The organism is Thioclava sp. NG1 (assembly GCF_003122275.1).
Classification (GTDB): Bacteria; Pseudomonadota; Alphaproteobacteria; order Rhodobacterales; family Rhodobacteraceae; genus Thioclava; species Thioclava nitratireducens.
Genome location: NZ_QFBB01000007.1, coordinates 270,070 through 287,804 on the forward strand (window position 1 = coordinate 270,070; position 17,735 = coordinate 287,804).

The following is a 17,735-nucleotide window of genomic DNA, read 5'->3' on the forward strand; positions in this document are numbered from 1 at the left end:
GAGAGGCCGCGCTTACCAGCGCAGAACCACAGAGCCCCATGCCAGACCGCCGCCGATCGCCTCGGTGACCAGAACCTGGCCTTCCTTGATCTGGCCGCGTTGCTTGCCGACCGAGAGGGCCAGCGGGATCGAGGCCGCGGAGGTGTTGCCGTGGTCCTGAACCGTGACGATCACGCGGTCCATCGGCAGCTGCATCCGCTCGGCCGTGGCTGCGATGATGCGCAGGTTCGCCTGATGCGGCACGATCCAGTCGACGTTCTCGCCGGTGAGCCCGGCCTTATCGAGGGCTTTGTGCGCAGTCTCGGCGAGCTTGGTGACCGCATGTTTGAAGACCGCGTTGCCCTGCATGCGCAGATGGCCCGCCGTGCCGGTGGTCGACACCCCGCCGTCGACATAGAGCAGGTCCTTGTAGCGCCCATCGGAATGCAGGTCCGACGACAGGATTCCGCGATCGGTCGACGTGCCCGTGCCCTCGGCGGCTTCGAGGATCAGCGCGCCCGCGCCATCCCCGAACAGCACGCAGGTGCCCCGGTCGGTCCAGTCCATGATCCGCGAGAAGGTCTCGGCGCCGATCACCAGCACGCGCTCGGCTTGACCCGAGAGGATCAGCCCGTTCGCATTGGTCAGCGCGAAGATGAAGCCCGCGCAGACCGCCTGCACGTCATAGGCAAAGCCCGTGGTCGAGCCCAGCCCCGCCTGAACCATCGTGGCGACGGAAGGGAAAGTGCTGTCGGGCGTCGAGGTCGCGACGACGATCGCGTCGATCTGGTCGACGCTCATATTCGCGTCTTCAAGCGCGGCTTTCGCGGCCTTGATCGCGAGATCCGAAGTGTATTCCCCCTCGGCGGCGATGTGGCGGCGTTCGATCCCGGTGCGGCCGCGAATCCATTCATCCGTGGTATCGAGCGTTTTCTCGAACTCGGCGTTCTCGACAACGCGCTCGGGCAGGTAATGGCCCACGCCGCGCACCACGGATCTGATCGTCATTGGCTGCTCTCGCTTTTCTCGGCGGCAGATGGCGCGCCGGATTTGGCCTCATCCTGCCCCGAGGGAAGGGCAGTGGCAACCCGTGCGGCAAGCTTCGCGCCGAAGCCCGAGCGTGCCAGTCGGGCGGCCAGTTCGATCGCGGCGGCGAAGCTGGTGGCATCCGCCGAGCCGTGCGATTTCACGACCGTGCCGTTGAGGCCGAGGAAGACGCCGCCATTGGCGCGGCGCGGATCGGTCTTGTGCCGCAGGCGCTTGAGCGCGCCCATCGCCAGGAGTGCGCCCAGCTTCGACATGACGGAAGAGGTCAGCGCCTCGCGCAGCAGTTCGGCCACGAATTTTGCCGTGCCCTCGCCGGTTTTCAGCGCGACATTGCCGGTGAAGCCGTCGGTCACGATGACGTCAGCACGGGCGCCGGCAAGCTCGTTGCCCTCGACGAAACCCGCGAAGTCGAACTGTCCCGCCTCCTGGGCGTTGCCGATCAGCTCATGGGCTTCTCTCAGCTCGGGGCGGCCCTTGTGCTCTTCGGTGCCGATATTCAACAGACCTACGCGCGGACGCTCCAGCCCCAGCGCGTTGCGCGCATAGGACGTGCCCATCAGGGCGTAGGTCAGCAGATCCTCCGCGTCGGCTTTCACGTCGGCGCCCATATCGAGCATGACATTCCAGCCAGCAGGCCCACGCGACGGCCAGAAGGAGGCGATGGCCGGACGGTTCACGCCCGGCACCTTGCGCAGCCGCATCATCGAGATCAGCATCAGCGCCCCGGTATTCCCGCAGGAGACCGCGACATCGGCCTCCTTGTCGCGCACCGATTCGATGGCCGACCACATGGAGGTATCCTGCCCGCTGCGCAGAACCTGCGCGGGCTTGTCCTCCATCGTGACGGTCCGTTCGGCGTGGCGCAGGTCGATGCATTCGCCAAGATCATGCTTGGCGATCAGCGGTTCGAGCTGCGCGCGCGGGCCGTGGATGATGAAATGCAGATCGGGTTGGGCGTGGTGCGCCTTCGCGACACCGGCGATCGTGGCCTCGGGGCCAAGATCGCCGCCCATAGCGTCGATGGACAGAACGACAGCGCCGGCATTCGCCGGCGCTTTGCCCTTCTGGGCGGCCTGCATCTCTGCGGCCTTCATCTGCGATCCCGTCTGCGGCTGGTCTTGCGAGTCTTGCATGACGTGCGGCGCGGGTCGACGGGCTTACGCCGCGTCGTCGTCCAGGTCGACCTCTTCGGTCAGAGCGACGACCTCACGGTCGGCGTAGTGACCGCAGGACGGGCAGACGTGGTGCGGGCGCTTGAGTTCGCCGCAGCTGGGGCATTCCGCCGGGTTTGCAGCGGTAAGCGAGTCGTGGGCGCGGCGCATGTTACGGCGCGAACGCGTGACTTTATTCTGAGGGACAGCCATGTCTCAACCTCGGGGTTTCGGGGGCCAGTAGCCCGTGTTTGCGGCGTTACAGCCCTGATTTTCCTTGTGGTTTCGTCACTTGGCCGAAAGCGTCTCTCGGGGTGCGAAGCCAAACGTCGAATGAGGCCGGGAACATACTCGGATTCTTTTTCCGTGCAAGCCTTTTTTCCGGCCTTTTTTCAAGCGGTTTCGGGCGGTGCGAAACCGCGTCTTCCACTAGGCGTCGCCCTTACCGCTTTCGCCCTTGGCAAGCAAGTCGCGCAGATTGGCAAAAGGCTTCATCTGCTCGTCGCTGAGCGGCTCCGCGCCAGGCTCGGTAACCTGCGCGCCTTCCAGCTCCGCGCCTTCCGCGCGCGGATAGAGCGGCAGGGCCAACTCCATCGCCTCGAGCGCGACGACGCCGAGATTCACCGTCGCGGGCAGCGGCTCGGCGGTGTCATCCTCGGGCATCTCGACTTCTTCGGAGGTCGGCATCTCCATATCGGCGAGATAACGCCGTACCACTTCTTCGCGGATATCGGTCGTGACCGGGGCGAGGGTGATCACACAATCCTGAACCACGCGGGCCTCGAGGGTCGCGCGCAGCTCCCAGTCCGAGCGGCCCTTCGGCGCGAGCTCGCCTTTAAGCCGCAGCGCCTCGACGCCGCGAATATCCGCCCAGTCTGCAATCGCTTGCAGCCGCTCTCCCTTGGCCTCGATGTCGAAGCGCGTCGGCTTTCGGCTGGGCAGATCGGCCAGCCGCATCGGCTCGCTCCAGATCGTTTCGGGGGCGGCGGGCAGGTCGGGATCGACGGGGGTCTGTGTCATGTCCGGCTCCTTGTTTTGGGTCGCTCGGTGTTGTCCTGCGACCCTTTGCATGCGCCCGAGTGCCCTGTCGGCGCGCTCTAGCGCTTGAGGGCGGCGCAGTCATGATGTAAGCGTCACTAAAAGCCCGAAGTGTCAGAGGCAATAGGGGGTTGCAGGTGGGGATCGGTTCAATGATGCGCAAGGCCATGCTGTTAATCGCGTTCGGCGTGGTGCTTATCGCGGGGGCCTGCTCTCCGATCTACCGCAACCACGGGTATGTGCCGATTGACGAAGACCTCGCCCAGATCGAGGTCGGCAAGAGCACACGCGACGATGTCGCCGCCGCGATCGGGCGGCCGAGCTCCACCGGGCTGCTGGAAGGCTCGGGCTGGTATTACGTCGGTTCGCGCTGGAAAACCGTGACCTGGCACGCTCCGCAGGAAATCAGCCGCGAAGTCGTCGCCGTGTCCTTCAATGACAATGGCGTCGTCTCGAATGTCGAACGCTTCGGCCTCGAGAAGGGTCAGGTCGTGACGCTGTCGCGCCGCGTGACCGAGAGCAAGGTCAAGGGCATCGGCTTCTTGCGTCAGCTGATGGGTTCGATCGGTCGCGTCAATGCGGGTCAGGTTCTCGGAAACAACTGATCGCAGCAGGGCGGCCCCGAGGCGGGTGCCGTCATGATCTGCGAGGTCGCATGTCCCTGAGTTTCGCAAAAGGCACCTATCAGGTCCGCGAGGCAGAGACCCCTGCGGATCGAGAGGCCGCGCTTGCACTGCGCGCGGCGGCCTTCCGGAATGGCGCCTCGGATGCCGATCGCTTCGACCCGCTTTGCCGCCACATCCTGATTTGCGACGATCACGGCCCCGCCGCCGCCGCGCGGCTTTTGCTGTTGGGGTGTGGGGCGGTGCTGCCTGAGGGCTATTGCGCGCAGTTCTACGATCTCGCGCCGCTCGCCGCATGGTCCGGGCCGATTCTCGAACTGGGACGGTTCTGCACGCGTCCGGGCCTGCGCGATCCCGATGTGCTGCGTCTGGGCTGGGCTGCGATTACACGGATTGCCGAGGAGACCGGGGCAGAGCTTCTGATTGGCTGCTCCTCCTTCACGGGAAGCGACTGGCGGACGCATCGCTCAGGGCTCGCGCATCTCGCGGCTCGCGCGCTTGGCCCAGAGGCGTTGCGTCCGCGCCCCAAAGCGTCCGAGCGTGTGGACTACCCTGCTGCCCTGGCGGGGGAGGTTGGTGACGTCAGTGCTTTGCCGCCGCTGCTGCGATCCTATCTCGGGATGGGCGGATGGGTATCGGATCACGCCGTGATCGATCGCGACCTCGACACCTGTCACGTCTTCACCGCACTGGAGATCGCCGCGATCCCCGAGGCGCGGCGGCGCAGCTTGCGGGCGCTGGCCGGGTAACACGGACGTTTCGGAGGGCTGAGAAAGCAGGAGCCTCCGGCGGGGATATTTGTCCCAAGGGGAAGAAGACGCCTGCGCTCATAGGGGCGGCGTCGCGCATGGCCCATTGACCTTTCGCCAAGGCCCGCTTAGCTCGCGAGCATGGCACGCGCACCGCTTTTACAGCTTTCCGACATTTCGCTCACCTTCGGCGGCAATCCCGTTTTCGAAGGGCTCTCGCTCACCGTCCAGCAAGGCGACCGCGTCGCATTGGTAGGCCGCAACGGCTCGGGCAAATCCACGCTGATGAAGGTGATGGCCGGGCTGGTGGAGCCGGATTCGGGCACGCGGGTCGTGCCGCCGGGCATCTCGGTGGGTTACATGGAGCAGGAGCCGGATCTCTCGGGCTTCGCGACCTTGGGCGATTTCGCCGCCTCCGAGCTGGATCCGGCCGAGGCTTATCGCGTCGAGATGGTCGCCGAAGGGCTGAAGTTCAAACCCGAGACTCCAGTGGAGACCGCCTCGGGTGGCGAGCGGCGGCGGGCGGCGCTGGCGAAGCTTCTGGCCGAGGGGCCGGAGCTGATGCTGCTCGACGAGCCGACGAACCATCTCGATATCGAGGCGATCGCCTGGCTGGAAAACCAGCTGAAGGAGACCCGCAAGGCGTTCGTGCTGATCTCGCACGACCGCGCTTTCTTGCGCGCGCTGACGCGGGCCACGCTCTGGATCGACCGGGGCGAGGTGCGACGCAACGAGCAGGGTTTCGAGACGTTCGAGGATTGGCGCGAGAAAACCTGGGCCGAGGAAGACGAGGCCCGCCACAAGCTCAATCGCAAGATCAAGGCCGAGGCGCGTTGGGCGGTCGAAGGTATTTCGGCGCGGCGCAAGCGTAATCAGGGCCGGGTGCGTGCGCTGCAGGCGCTGCGCGCCGAGCGCGCCAGCCAGATCAAGCGGCAGGGCGTCGCGGCGATGGAACTCGACTCGGGCCAGCAATCGGGCAAGCGGGTGATCGAGGCCACGGGCCTGTCCAAACGTTTCGGCGACAAGCAGATCGTGAAGGATTTCGATCTGCGCGTGCTGCGCGGGGATCGCGTGGCCTTCGTCGGCCCCAATGGCGTCGGCAAGACGACGCTTCTGAAGATGCTGACCGGCGAGGTGGAGCCCGATGAGGGCGCGGTCAAGCTGGGCACGAATCTCGAGATCGCCGTCTTCGATCAGGCGCGCGCGACGCTCAATCCCGAGCAGACTCTGTGGGACGGGCTGGTGAACGACCCGGACATGGCGGTGAAGGGGCGTTCCGATCAGGTGATGGTGCGCGGCACCCCGAAACATGTCGTGGGCTATCTGAAAGACTTCCTCTTCGACGAGCAACAGGCGCGCGGCCCGATCCGGGCGCTCTCGGGTGGCGAACGCGCTCGGCTTCTGCTGGCGCGGATCATGGCGAAACCGTCGAACCTGTTGATTCTCGACGAACCGACCAACGATCTCGACGTGGAAACGCTCGACTTGCTGCAGGATTTGCTGGGCGAATATGACGGCACGGTGCTGCTGGTCAGCCACGACCGCGATTTCATCGACCGAGTCGCCAGCACGACCATCGCGATGGAAGGCGACGGGCGCGCCACCGTCTATGCGGGCGGCTGGTCGGATTATCAGGCGCAGAAGGCCGAGGCCGCGCCGGAGGCCAAGCCTGCGCCGAAGAGGGACGCACCCAAAGCCGAGTCGAAACCCGCCGCAGCCCAGAAAGCTGCGCCGAAGAAAACCGGCCTCAGCTTTACCGAGAAACACCGGTTGGAAGAGCTGCCCGGCGTGATCGAGAAGCTCGAACATGAGATCTCGAAGATCAACGAGTTACTCGCCGATCCCGATCTCTTTACCCGCGAGCCGGTGAAATTCGCGAAGGCCACCGAGATGCTGAGCGACCGCCAGACCGCGCTCGACGCGGCCGAGGTCGAATGGCTCGAACTCGAGGAGAAGGCGCAAGAGGCCTGACCTTGGCGCTCGCCGTGAAGTCGGATGCCTCCGGCGGAGATATTTGATCCAAGCCAAAGGGGAGGGCATTCTCTTTCGGATTGGTGAAAATATCCCGGGGGCTGGCGGAGCCAGCGGGGCAGAGCCCCTCTGACGGGGCGATCAGGAGGGGCGTATGATCAAGCGAACCGGGGCCAAGGGCGCGGGGCCGCTCAGCGGGCTGCGCATTGTCGAGATTTCCGGGTTGGGGCCGACGCCGTTCGCGGCAATGTGTCTGGCCGATTTCGGGGCCGAGGTGATCCGCATCGCGCGGCCCGGCTCGGGCGGGGCGGAGAATCACGTTCTGGGGCTGGAGGTCGATGTGCTCGATCGGGGCCGCGACGTGGTGGAGGTGGATCTGAAATCCGACGCCGGGCGTGAGGCGGTGCGCACGCTGATCGCTTGCGCCGATGGGGTGATCGAAGGCATGCGCCCGGGCGTGATGGAGCGGCTGGGGCTGGGGCCGGACGATTTCCCCGATCATCCGGCGTTGGTCTATGGCCGGATGACCGGCTGGGGGCAGGAGGGGCCGCTCTCGCAGACCGCCGGGCATTACATCAATTACCTGTCTCTGACCGGCGCATTGCATGCGATGGGCGGAGAGGCGCCCGCGATTCCGCTCAACCTTCTGGGCGATTTCGGCGGCGGCGGAATTTATCTGGCCTTCGGGATGCTGGCGGCACTGTGGCGCGCACGGGAGACCGGGCAGGGTCAGGTCGTCGATTGTGCGATCACTGACGGGGTGGCACATCTGATGGCGATGATCACCGGGATGGCCGGGCAGGGGGCGTGGACGGATCGGCGGCAGGCGAATCTGCTCGACGGGGCAGCGCCGTTCTACACGGTCTATGAATGTGCCTGCGGCGGCCATATGGCGGTCGGCGCGCTCGAGCCGCAATTCTACACGGTGCTGATCGCGGGGCTGGGATTCGCGCCCGAGGCCTTGCCTGCGCGCGAGGCCCGTGCGAATTGGCCGGCCTTGCGGGATGCCTTCGCGGACCGCTTCGCGACTCGCAGCCGCGATGACTGGACTGAGGTCTTCGCAGGCAGCGATGCCTGCGCAACGCCGGTACTGTCGATCGCCGAGGCCATTGCGCATCCACAGAACGCCGAACGCGGCGCCTATGTCGATCTCGACGGCCTCGCCCAGCCAGCCCCTGCGCCGCGGCTCTCGGCCACGCCGGGGCAGGCATGCGCGCAGGGACGGCGGATCTCTGCGGCGGAGGCGCTCGCCCGCTGGAGCGATTGCGTATAAAACCTCGATTTTCCTTGACAGACGGGGGCTGATCCCCGATATCGGCCCGACCCGGCGGAGAGTCCTCTTTCCGCCGGGCCTCGTTTTTGCAACTTCGCTCCCGTGAGGAGCGCGCAGTCCGACGGCGGGCCAACAGGTCCAACGAACTCCGATCAGGGGCCACAGGGCGCGGATGAAGAAAAGGAAAGACCCATGTTTGCGGTCCTCAAGACCGGCGGCAAGCAATACAAGGTTCAGGCGGGCGATCTGCTCCGCGTGGAACTGCTCGCAGCCGAAGCTGGCGACAAAGTCCAGTTCAACGAGATTCTGATGGTCGGCGGCGACAAGCCCCAGTTCGGCACCCCCTTCGTCGAAGGTGCGGCCGTGCAGGCGGAAGTCATCGACAACATCAAGGCCGACAAGGTCATCACCTACCACAAGCGTCGTCGTAAGCACTCGTCGCAGCGCACCCGTGGTCACCGTCAGCAGCTGACCCTGCTGCGCGTCACCGACGTCCTCGCCACCGGCGGCGACAAGTCGGGCGTGAAGGAAGCCGTGGGCACCGCGATCGCGCGTCGTGCAGCGCATGGTGGCAAAGGCGAAGCCGCTCCGGCCAAGCCCGCCAAGGCCGCTGCTGCTCCGAAAGCCGCGCCGAAGGCTGACGCCGCCGTCGCGGAAGCGGACGATCTGAAGGTCATCACCGGTCTCGGCCCGGCGGCCGAGAAGAAGCTGAACGAAGCTGGTATCACCACCTACGCCCAGCTCGCTTCGGTCGATCCCGAAACCTTTGAAGCTACCAAGGTCAAGCCCGACTGGGTCGAGCAGGCCAAAGAGCTCGCGAAATAAGGAGAGACACCCATGGCACACAAGAAAGCAGGCGGTTCATCCCGTAACGGCCGCGACTCTGCGGGTCGTCGTCTTGGCGTGAAACTGTTCGGCGGTCAGGCAGCGATCCCGGGCAACATCATCGTGCGTCAGCGCGGCACCAAGTGGTGGCCGGGTGAGGGCGTCGGCCTCGGCAAGGATCACACCATCTTTGCAACGGCTGAAGGCCGCGTCACCTTCCATAAAGGCCTCAAGGGCCGCACCTTCGTATCGGTCCTCCCGGCTGCGGAGGCCGCCGAGTAACCCGACCGACGAAAGTGTCACAAAATCGGGGGATCGGCTGAAAGGCCGGTCCCCTTTCTCGTTGCAGTGCGGCGCAAAGGTGTTTGCATTTGCAGCGAGGAAATTTACCGGGTCAGGGGATGTATCGTCATCTTGCTGTCCTATTTATTTACTAGGACCATGCGGCAGGAGGAGCCGCCGGTTCGTCCGCGTTTCGAGGAGGAGCGCCCATGTACCAGGAGACGATTTCCACCCAACCCGTGATCGAAACGGAGCGTTTCGTGCTGCGCCCGCTGCGCCGTTCGGATGCCGGTCTGATCGAGATGTATTCCGGCGACAAACGCGTCGCCGAAGGCACCCGTGCGATCCCGCATCCGCTACCGCCCGGCACAGCCGAGAATTTCATCACGCGCGCACAGGCCGACGACCGCGTCGAAGACGTCTGGGCGATCGATGGATCGCGCCATGGCATGGGCGAACTTCTGGGTGTCGTCTCGCTGACACGTCTCGACGACGATCAGTCCGAGATCGGCTATTGGGTGGGCCCGGGCTTCTGGAATACGGGTCTCGCCTCCGAGGCGGTCGCCGCCATCATCGAGGCCAATCCCCACAAATCCCGCACCCTCTTCGCCGAGGTCTTTCAGGACAATCCGGGCTCGGCCCGTGTCCTGACCAATAGCGGTTTCGAATATCTGGGCGATGCGGAAAGCTGGTCGCTCGCGCGCGGGCGCCACGTTCCGACCTGGACCTATCTGCGCAAGATGTAAGCGCGCGGCCCGAGCCGCGGACGGGAGGGCGCAGCCCTCCCGGACCCTCGCGGGATATTTGGATCAGGAAGAAGAGGCAGCCGGGACAAATTCCGCCTTCCTCGACCTATTCACCGTACTTTCTATGGAAATAACTCAGGTGTGTGCGGGGCGGCGCCCCACGCGGCGCTTGATCCTGCGCGCGCAGGCGTCTATTGCGGCGCCTTGATGAAAGGGGCCAAGCCATGAAATTTCTCGATCTCGCCAAGGTCTATATCCGCTCCGGCGGCGGCGGCGCGGGCTGCGTCTCGTTCCGGCGCGAGAAATATATCGAATTCGGCGGCCCCGATGGCGGCGACGGCGGCAAGGGCGGCTCGGTCTGGATCGAGGCGGTCGAAGGGCTCAATACGCTCATCGATTTCCGCTACCAGCAGCATTTCTTCGCCAAATCCGGCCAGCACGGCATGGGTAGCCAATGCACGGGCAAGGACGGCGACGACGTCGTGCTGAAAGTGCCGGTCGGCACCGAGATTCTCGACGAGGATCAGGAGACGCTGATCGCCGACATGACCGAGGTGGGGCAGCGCGTGCTGCTCGCCAAGGGCGGCAATGGCGGCTGGGGCAACCTGCATTTCAAATCCTCCACCAACCGCGCGCCGCAACGGGCGAATCCCGGTCAGGAAGGCGTCGAGCGCACGATCTGGCTGCGCCTCAAGCTGATCGCGGATGCGGGGCTGCTGGGCCTGCCCAATGCGGGCAAGTCGACTTTCCTGGCTGCGACCTCGAACGCGCGGCCCAAGATCGCGGATTATCCGTTCACGACGCTGGTTCCGAATCTCGGCGTGGTCGGCATCGACGGGCGCGAATTCGTCGTGGCCGACATTCCGGGGCTGATCGAGGGCGCCTCTGAAGGGCGGGGTCTGGGCGATCAGTTCCTCGGTCATGTCGAGCGCTGCTCGGTGCTGCTGCATCTGGTGGATGGCACGGCGGAGGACCCGGTCGAGGATTGGCGCACGATCATCGGCGAGTTGGAGGCCTATTCGGAAATCCTCGCGCAGAAGCCACGCGTCACCGTACTCAACAAGATCGACGCGATTGACGAAGAGACGTTGGCTGAGCGTAAGGCGGAGCTGGAAGAGGCGTCGGGTGGGCCTGTCATGCTGATGTCGGGCGTGTCGAAAAAAGGCGTGCCGGACGTGCTGCGCGCGCTCTGGGCGGAAATCGCCAAGGACAAGCCGAAGCCGGAGGATGAGGGCGGAGCATGGCATCCGTGAGCGCGCCCGCTCTGGCGCAGGCGAAGCGCCTGGTGATCAAGATCGGATCGGCGCTTCTCGTCGATCAGGGCGGCTTGCGCGCGGATTGGCTGCGCTCGCTGGCTGCCGACGTGGCGGCTTTGCGCGCACGCGGCACCGGCGTCGTGATCGTGTCCTCCGGGTCCATCGCCTTGGGGCGGCGGGTGCTCGGTCTTGCGGGCGGTACGCTGCCGCTGGAGCAGAGCCAGGCCGCGGCGGCGGTGGGACAGATCCGCCTCGCGCGGGCCTATGAGGAAGTTCTGGGCCCGCATGACGTCAGCACCGCGCAGGTTCTCGTCACGCTGGAAGATACCGCGGATAGGCGGCGCTATCTCAATTCGCGTGCTACGCTGGAGACGCTGCTGGGCCTCGGCGTCGTGCCCATCGTGAACGAAAACGACACGGTCGCGACCGACGAGATTCGTTTCGGCGACAATGACCGGCTGGCTGCCCAGATCGCAGTGACGATCGGGGCGGACCAGTTGCTGCTGCTGTCCGATGTCGACGGGCTCTATACGGCGAATCCGAAGACCGACCCGAGCGCCGAGCATCTGCCGGTAATCGAACACATCACCCCCGAGATCGAGGCGATGGCGGGCGATCCCGTGTCTGGCCTCTCGAAGGGCGGAATGAAAACGAAGCTGCTGGCGGCGAAAGTGGCGGTGGCGGGCGGCTGTGCGATGGCGATCGCGGAAGGCTTTGCCGATCACCCGGTCGGCGCACTGGAGCAAGGCGGGCGCTGCAGCTGGTTCCTGCCCGAGGGCGACCCGCAGGCCGCGCGCAAACGCTGGATCGCGGCGATGAAGCCGCGTGGCGAGCTGTTCGTCGACGAGGGCGCGGCGAACGCGCTGCGCTCGGGCAAGTCGCTGCTGCCGGCGGGCGTCACCAAGATCGTCGGCCGTTTCGGGCGCGGCGATCCAGTTACCATCGCGGGGCCGGACCGCGCTGTTCTCGGCAAGGGACTCGTGCGCTATACCGGCGACGAGGCGCGGCTGATCGCGGGGCACCGCTCGGGCGAGATCGAGGAGATCCTGGGTTATCCCGGCCGCGCGGCGCTGATCCATCGCGACGATATGGTGGTTGGCTGAGCCCGGTTACTCCGCCCAGTCCGGCTTGCGCTTCTCGATGAAGGCCTGCACGCCTTCCTCGGTGTCGCGCCAGAGCATATTCTCGACCATCACCGCCGCAGTGTGATCATAGGCTTTCGCGAGGTCCATGTTGGCCTGTTCGTAGAAGGCGCGCTTGCCGATCTTCACCGCGGCGCCGAGCTTGCCCGCGATCGTCTGTGCCAGCTTTTCGGTCTCGGCGCCGAGTTCGTCATGCGGGGCGACGCGATTCACCAGCCCGACCTCACGGGCGCGGGTGGCGTCGATGAACTCGCCCGTGGTCAGCATCTCGAAGGCGACCTTGCGCGGCACGTTGCGCGACAGTGCCACCATCGGGGTCGAGCAGAACAGACCGATATTCACCCCGTTCACCCCGAAGCGCGTGCCCTCGGCGGCGACCGCCAGATCGCAGGAGGCGACGAGCTGACATCCGGCGGCCGTGGCGATGCCGTGCGCCTCGGCGATCACCGGCTGCGGCAGGGCCGGGATCATCTGCATCATCTCGGCGCAGCGGAAGAAGAGATCGGCGAAATAGGCGCGGCCCTTGTCCTCGGCCTCGCGCCCGCGCTGCATTTCCTTGAGGTCATGGCCCGCGCAGAACGCCTTGCCCGCGCCGCGCAGCACGACGACCTTGATGCTCGTATCCTCGGTCAGCTCCGAAAACCGGGCCTTGAGCGCCGCGAGCATCGCATCCGACAGCGCGTTGAGGCTGCCGGGGCTGTTCATCGTCAGATGCGCCACCGCGCCTTTATCCTCGCGGATCACCAGATCTGTCATTGAAACTCCTCCTCTTTGTCGAAACTCTAGGGGCGAGAGAGGGACAAGGGAAGGGGAGGGCGCATGGCGCTGGTAATGGATCGCGACGAACTCGTGGAATTTCTCGACGAGGCGTTTCCGCAGGTGAAAGGCGACTTCGCGATCGACGCGCTCGACGAGGACGAGTTGGTGGTGCGGCTGAAAGTGGAAGAGCGTCATTTACGACCCGGCGGCACTGTCTCGGGGCCGAATATGTTCGCGTTGGCCGATGTCGGGATCTACATCGCAATCCTCGCCCGGATCGGGCGCGTGGCCTTGGCGGTGACCACCAATGCGAGCATGGATTTCATGCGCAAGCCAGCGGCCGGAGCCGACCTGATCGCGAAGATCCGGGTGCTGAAACTGGGCCGCGTCCTCGCCGTTGGGGATGCGCTGATCTACTCCGAGGGCGACGACCGGCCTGTCGCGCGTGCGAGCATGACCTATTCGATCCCGCCGAGGGCGATGGGGTAGGGCGGGGCTCTCGATGCGCCTTCGGCTTGGGCCGAATATCCCGGGGGAGGCGCGGATGCGCCGGGGGCAGAGCCCCCTCCGGGTCGGAAAACCGCACGCAGCGATGGGGTATTTTGATACCTAATTTTTATCGCATTGTTTTTGCTGGTAAAATTAAGAAGCGCGCCACTTGAAAACGCTTCCGGAATCGCGCAAAAGCCCGCATCAGAATTCGAAATACCCCACAAGGGCAGATCACAGATGAAAACCTATACCGCAAAACCCGCGGAGATCGAGAAGAAATGGGTCATCATCGACGCTGAAGGCGTCGTGCTGGGCCGTCTCGCCTCGATCGTCGCAATGCGTCTGCGTGGCAAGCACAAGGCCACCTTCACGCCGCACATGGACATGGGCGACAACGTCATCGTCATCAACGCCGACAAGGTGCAGATGACCGGCAAGAAGCGTGACGACAAGACCTACTTCTGGCACACCAATCACCCCGGCGGGATCAAGTCGCGCACCGCGCGCCAGATCCTCGAGGGCGCGCATCCCGAGCGCGTGGTCATCAAGGCGGTCGAGCGCATGATCTCGCGCAACCGTCTGGGTCGTGCGCAAATGGCGAACCTGCGTGTCTACGCCGGTGCCGAGCATCCGCACGAAGCGCAACAGCCTGAAGTTCTCGACGTCAAGTCGATGAACAAGAAGAACACCCGGAGCTGATCATGGCCGACGATATCAAGACCCTCGACGATCTGAAATCGGTCGTGACCGGCTCGGACAACGCTGGCGCCACCGAAACCGAAACCTCCACGCCCCGTGAGCCCGTGCGCGACGCGCAAGGCCGCTCCTATGCCACCGGCAAGCGTAAAGACGCGGTCGCCCGCGTCTGGGTCAAGCCGGGCACCGGCAAGATCGAAGTGAACGGCAAGGCGATGGACAAGTACTTCGCGCGTCCCGTGCTTCAGCTGATCGTGAACCAGCCCTTCGGCGTGGCGAACGTGGACGGCCAGTTCGACGTCTACGCGACCGTCGCAGGCGGCGGCCTCTCGGGCCAGGCCGGTGCAGTCAAGCACGGCATCTCGAAAGCGCTGCAGCTCTACGATCCCTCGCTGCGTCCGGCTCTGAAAGCCGCTGGCTTCCTGACCCGCGACTCGCGCGTTGTGGAACGTAAGAAATACGGCCGCGCGAAAGCCCGTCGTAGCTTCCAGTTCTCGAAGCGCTAAACTTCGCGAGATACGCTTTGGAAAGCGGCTCCCATACGGGGGCCGCTTTTCGTTTGGGACTTCGCCCCCTGGCCCCCGAATTCCGACCGGTGCAAACGATGAAGGCGCCCCGTTCGGAGCGCCTTCGAGCCTGTCTGCCCTGAGAGAGGCGGGGATTATTCCGCCTCGTTCATCTTTGCGGCGTTGAGCAGGGCGTAATTCTGTGCGCCTACGCGGTCGTAGAGGTCGAGCTGGGTCTCGAGGAAATCGACGTGACCTTCCTCGTCGGCGATCAACTCTTCGAACAGATCCTTCGAGACGTAATCGCGCACGCTTTCGCAATGGTCGCGGGCCTCGCGGTAGAGGGTCAGCGCGTCATGCTCTCCCGCGAGGTCGCATTCGAGCGTCTCGCGCGGGCCCTCGCCGATACGCAGCGGGTCGAGCTTCTGCAGGTTCGGATGGCCTTCGAGGAACAGGATGCGCGCGATCAATTTGTCGGCGTGATGCATCTCTTCGATCGACTCCTCACGCGATTTCTTTGCCATCGCGGCAAGGCCCCAATCTTCCTGCATCCGGAAGTGCAGCCAGTATTGCGAAACGGCCGTCAATTCGCTGCGCAGAGCCGCGTTTAGATATTCGATGACCTTAGCGTCGCCCTTCATGTCGTCTTCCTTCCGTTGGTGCCTGTCTCAGCCCGGTCAGTTCGACCGGCACTTTCAAATTGGTATTCTTGCGCATCGTGGAAAGAAAGAGCGGCATGCATCCGCCGCAATCGGCGCGTTTGCCGAGCGCGTGATAAATCTTGCCCGGCGTGATGATCGTGCTCGGGTCCGATTTTCGCATCCAGTCGATCGCCGCATGGATGTCGCGATCGGTAATGGTTTGGCAATGGCAAATGATCATGGTTGCGCGCCCTGATTCCGGGGGAGGTGGGTATCTGCCCCTATAGGTGAGTAGTTTTGTCAGAAAAGTCAATCCGACGGAAAGAGTCGGGTATCGGGTCGCGCGGTGCCATCTCCCGCCCCCGTTTCCATCGGCGTGCAACTGGGGTAAGCACGGGCAAACAGTTCAAGAGGCCCGTATGTCCGTCTCCATGCTCTCCACCTTCGTGAAACCGATGCATCCCGAAGGGCGCAAATTCGTCGCCATCTTCGCGGGGATCGCCTTCATCCTGTTCCTGATCTGGGAGCCGCTCGGCTGGATCGGGGTCGGGCTGACGGTCTGGTGCTATTACTTCTTCCGCGACCCGCCGCGGGTGACGCCTACCCGCGAGGGGTTGATGGTATCGCCCGCCGACGGGATCGTCTCGTTGCTGGAACCGGCGGTGCCTCCGGCGGAGCTGGGGCTCGGCGACAAGCCGATGATGCGGATCTCGGTTTTCATGTCGGTCTTCAATTGCCATGTGAACCGGCTTCCCTGTGCAGGGCGTATCTCGAAGGTCGCCTACCGGCCTGGCAAATTCCTCAACGCTTCGCTCGACAAGGCCAGTTCGGACAATGAGCGCAACGGCCTTGCCGTGACCCTGCCCGATGGCCGCCAATACGGGGTGGTGCAGATCGCAGGGCTCGTCGCGCGCCGCATCATGTGCTGGTCGAAAGAGGGCCAGTCCTTGCTGACCGGCGAGCGCTTCGGTCTGATCCGGTTCGGCTCGCGCCTCGACATCTACCTGCCCGAGGGAGTGAACCCGCTGGTCTGCATCGGCCAGAACATGGTCGCGGGCGAAACCGTGATCGCCGATCTCGAGAGCACGGAACAAGCGCGCTCCGGCGGCATTCGGTAAGAGAGGCTCGGGGAGGGCGCGATGAAAGACCACGAAATCGATCCGCACGAGAAGGACCGGCTGCCGTTTCTGCAGCTGGTGCCGAACCTCGTCACGATCGCCGGGATGGGGCTGGGGCTGACCTCGATCCGTTTCGCGATGGACGACCGGTTCGAATCCGCGGTGGTGCTGATCCTGCTCGCGGCGCTGATCGACGGGATGGACGGGTTGCTGGCGCGGCGGCTCAACGCGTCCTCGGATTTCGGGGCAGAGCTCGACAGCCTGTCCGACTTCCTCTGTTTCGGGGTGGCACCCGGACTCTTGCTGTATCGCTTCGCGCTGGGAGAGACTCATGCGTTCGGCTGGGTCTTCGTGCTGGTCTATACCGGCGCGGCCTGCCTGCGTCTCGCGCGGTTCAACGTGATGCGCGCCGAGCCCGACTCGATGCGCCATTTCACCGGGGTTCCCGCCCCGGCCGGGGCAGGGCTCGCGCTCCTGCCGATGTTCATCAGCTTTGCCGAACTGGGCGACGCGCGCGCGGTGCCGGTGGTCGTGGCCTTCTGGCTGGGCTTCGTCGGTCTGTTGATGATTTCGCGGATCAAGACCTTCTCGCCGAAAGCGATGCGCATTCCGCGTCGCGCCGTCGGTGTTCTCCTGATCGGGACGGTGATCGCGGTCGGCATGGTGTTCACGCGGATCTGGCTGCTGATGGTGATCCTTGCCGCGATCTACGCGGTGATGCTGATCCCGGCGATCTGGAAGGCACGGGGCCGGATCCTGCGCGCGTGACCCCGCAGCTTGATTGAGACGACTGAACGCCGCCCCTCCCCGGGGCGGCGTTTGCGTTTCAGAAGCGCTATTCAGCGGGGACGCGAGGGCAGGGGAGCGATTCATCAGGCAGAGATGCGATTCACCCGGGCGATCGGCGTGAATACGGGTGATTTACGCGAAACGGAATCGGGTGCCCCAAGGGCAGGCAAAGGCGATTCCACCTGCCTCTGTCGGGGGCCATCCCCTCGACTTCGCTTTTTGCCGGTTTTTTGACCAACAAAATAAGGGTATCGAGAAAAAAGTGACGATCAGATGAAAAAAGCTGTTGCGGACCCCGGCGCCTATGCGTAGAACCCCCCTCACCGAAGCGGAACAAACGGAACGCAACGGGGCGCCGGAAGGGCCAGCGACGCTGACACGGAAGGCAACGACAACTACTGAGGTTTTAGGGCGGGCTGCGCTTAAGATAAGCGCTTCCGGTTCTTTTTGGCCTCGCGCTCTTTGACATTGATAGATATCTGAAGAGATATGCGGGCGGTTTGGTCGATGATCGATGCGGACCGGAGCATATCGGCTCTCTAGCTTAGGCGATGATGAGAGTGTCAGCTTCACTGTTTGGCGGCTCTGGTGATACTGGAGACGACAAGCAGATGTGACGATCCCCTTCCTGGGGGATCGCAGATATGTGCAA

Annotated in this window: 21 protein-coding genes; 14 read left to right on the forward strand and 7 right to left on the reverse strand. The window is 64.5% G+C overall.

The genetic code is table 11. The features are described 5' to 3' along the window. Positions 1–12: 12 nt before the first annotated feature. The 4 genes from DEM26_RS15295 to DEM26_RS15310 form a co-directional block, all read right to left on the reverse strand. Positions 13–987 carry a beta-ketoacyl-ACP synthase III gene (locus DEM26_RS15295; protein ID WP_075775488.1) on the reverse strand — a complete coding sequence of 325 codons (975 nt, stop codon included), beginning with the start codon at positions 985–987 and terminating at the stop codon, positions 13–15. Beyond that, positions 984–2,105: a phosphate acyltransferase PlsX gene (plsX, locus tag DEM26_RS15300; protein ID WP_088723618.1), complete on the reverse strand. Its 1,122-nt coding sequence runs from the start codon at positions 2,103–2,105 to the stop codon at positions 984–986. The genes DEM26_RS15295 and plsX overlap by 4 nt, the downstream gene beginning before the upstream one ends. Before the next feature lie 78 nt (positions 2,106–2,183). Then, on the reverse strand, positions 2,184–2,390 hold the full coding sequence (gene rpmF / locus DEM26_RS15305; protein WP_075775487.1) for a 50S ribosomal protein L32: 207 nt from the start codon (positions 2,388–2,390) through the stop codon (positions 2,184–2,186). A 216-nt stretch (positions 2,391–2,606) separates the two neighbouring features. After that, a complete protein-coding gene (locus DEM26_RS15310) occupies positions 2,607–3,197 on the reverse strand; it encodes a YceD family protein (RefSeq protein WP_075775486.1) in 591 nt (196 codons plus the stop codon). Between the two features lie 170 nt (positions 3,198–3,367). Here DEM26_RS15310 and DEM26_RS15315 point away from each other — a divergent pair, with 170 nt between their 5' ends. The 9 genes from DEM26_RS15315 (at position 3,368) to proB (ending at position 12,043) form a co-directional block, all read left to right on the forward strand. Further along, positions 3,368–3,820, forward strand: a complete 453-nt coding sequence (locus DEM26_RS15315) for an outer membrane protein assembly factor BamE (RefSeq protein WP_075775485.1) — start codon at positions 3,368–3,370, stop codon at positions 3,818–3,820. Positions 3,821–3,870: 50 nt separating this feature from the next. Continuing rightward, positions 3,871–4,587 (forward strand): GNAT family N-acetyltransferase, encoded by a 717-nt coding sequence (locus DEM26_RS15320; RefSeq protein WP_088720284.1) that lies wholly within the window; start codon positions 3,871–3,873, stop codon positions 4,585–4,587. Positions 4,588–4,728: 141 nt separating this feature from the next. Next, the gene (locus DEM26_RS15325; protein WP_088720285.1) at positions 4,729–6,558 is read left to right on the forward strand and encodes an ABC-F family ATP-binding cassette domain-containing protein; all 1,830 of its coding nucleotides are present in this window, start codon (positions 4,729–4,731) and stop codon (positions 6,556–6,558) included. Between the two features lie 154 nt (positions 6,559–6,712). Further along, positions 6,713–7,831, forward strand: a complete 1,119-nt coding sequence (locus DEM26_RS15330; RefSeq protein ID WP_109172771.1) for a CaiB/BaiF CoA transferase family protein — start codon at positions 6,713–6,715, stop codon at positions 7,829–7,831. A 192-nt stretch (positions 7,832–8,023) separates the two neighbouring features. Then, positions 8,024–8,656 carry a 50S ribosomal protein L21 gene (locus tag DEM26_RS15335; protein ID WP_075775481.1) on the forward strand — a complete coding sequence of 211 codons (633 nt, stop codon included), beginning with the start codon at positions 8,024–8,026 and terminating at the stop codon, positions 8,654–8,656. Positions 8,657–8,668: 12 nt separating this feature from the next. Further along, positions 8,669–8,938 (forward strand): 50S ribosomal protein L27, encoded by a 270-nt coding sequence (rpmA, locus tag DEM26_RS15340; RefSeq protein ID WP_075775480.1) that lies wholly within the window; start codon positions 8,669–8,671, stop codon positions 8,936–8,938. Between the two features lie 209 nt (positions 8,939–9,147). Further along, positions 9,148–9,684, forward strand: coding sequence for a GNAT family N-acetyltransferase (locus DEM26_RS15345; protein ID WP_075775479.1), 537 nt, complete (start codon positions 9,148–9,150; stop codon positions 9,682–9,684). A gap of 224 nt (positions 9,685–9,908) precedes the next feature. After that, complete coding sequence (obgE, locus tag DEM26_RS15350) at positions 9,909–10,937, forward strand: GTPase ObgE (RefSeq protein ID WP_088720287.1); 1,029 nt, start codon at positions 9,909–9,911, stop codon at positions 10,935–10,937. Continuing rightward, on the forward strand, positions 10,925–12,043 hold the full coding sequence (gene proB, locus DEM26_RS15355) for a glutamate 5-kinase (RefSeq protein WP_075775477.1): 1,119 nt from the start codon (positions 10,925–10,927) through the stop codon (positions 12,041–12,043). The genes obgE and proB overlap by 13 nt, the downstream gene beginning before the upstream one ends. Before the next feature lie 6 nt (positions 12,044–12,049). Here the strand turns inward: proB and DEM26_RS15360 are convergent, their stop codons facing one another. Then, positions 12,050–12,838, reverse strand: a complete 789-nt coding sequence (locus tag DEM26_RS15360) for an enoyl-CoA hydratase (protein WP_075775476.1) — start codon at positions 12,836–12,838, stop codon at positions 12,050–12,052. Between the two features lie 63 nt (positions 12,839–12,901). On the opposite strand from DEM26_RS15360, the gene DEM26_RS15365 reads away from it, so the two are divergent. The 3 genes from DEM26_RS15365 to rpsI all read left to right on the forward strand — a co-directional run bounded on the left by DEM26_RS15365 (position 12,902) and on the right by rpsI (position 14,535). Next, positions 12,902–13,330 (forward strand): PaaI family thioesterase, encoded by a 429-nt coding sequence (locus DEM26_RS15365; protein WP_088720288.1) that lies wholly within the window; start codon positions 12,902–12,904, stop codon positions 13,328–13,330. A 240-nt stretch (positions 13,331–13,570) separates the two neighbouring features. After that, entirely contained in the window at positions 13,571–14,032 is a 462-nt protein-coding gene (gene rplM / locus DEM26_RS15370; RefSeq protein WP_075775474.1) for a 50S ribosomal protein L13, read from the forward strand. A gap of 2 nt (positions 14,033–14,034) precedes the next feature. Then, positions 14,035–14,535 (forward strand): 30S ribosomal protein S9, encoded by a 501-nt coding sequence (rpsI, locus tag DEM26_RS15375; RefSeq protein WP_075775473.1) that lies wholly within the window; start codon positions 14,035–14,037, stop codon positions 14,533–14,535. A 155-nt stretch (positions 14,536–14,690) separates the two neighbouring features. Here rpsI and bfr read toward each other — a convergent pair whose 3' ends face one another. Further along, on the reverse strand, positions 14,691–15,176 hold the full coding sequence (gene bfr / locus DEM26_RS15380; RefSeq protein ID WP_075775472.1) for a bacterioferritin: 486 nt from the start codon (positions 15,174–15,176) through the stop codon (positions 14,691–14,693). After that, positions 15,160–15,417, reverse strand: a complete 258-nt coding sequence (locus tag DEM26_RS15385) for a (2Fe-2S)-binding protein (RefSeq protein ID WP_088724945.1) — start codon at positions 15,415–15,417, stop codon at positions 15,160–15,162. Before DEM26_RS15385 ends, bfr begins: the two co-directional genes overlap by 17 nt. 178 nt (positions 15,418–15,595) lie before the next feature. Between DEM26_RS15385 and DEM26_RS15390 the strand changes: the two genes are divergently transcribed. Both DEM26_RS15390 and pssA read left to right on the forward strand, forming a co-directional pair. Next, complete coding sequence (locus DEM26_RS15390; RefSeq protein ID WP_075775470.1) at positions 15,596–16,294, forward strand: phosphatidylserine decarboxylase; 699 nt, start codon at positions 15,596–15,598, stop codon at positions 16,292–16,294. Between the two features lie 21 nt (positions 16,295–16,315). Beyond that, positions 16,316–17,062, forward strand: coding sequence for a CDP-diacylglycerol--serine O-phosphatidyltransferase (gene pssA / locus DEM26_RS15395; protein ID WP_075775469.1), 747 nt, complete (start codon positions 16,316–16,318; stop codon positions 17,060–17,062). Positions 17,063–17,735 lie beyond the last annotated feature (673 nt).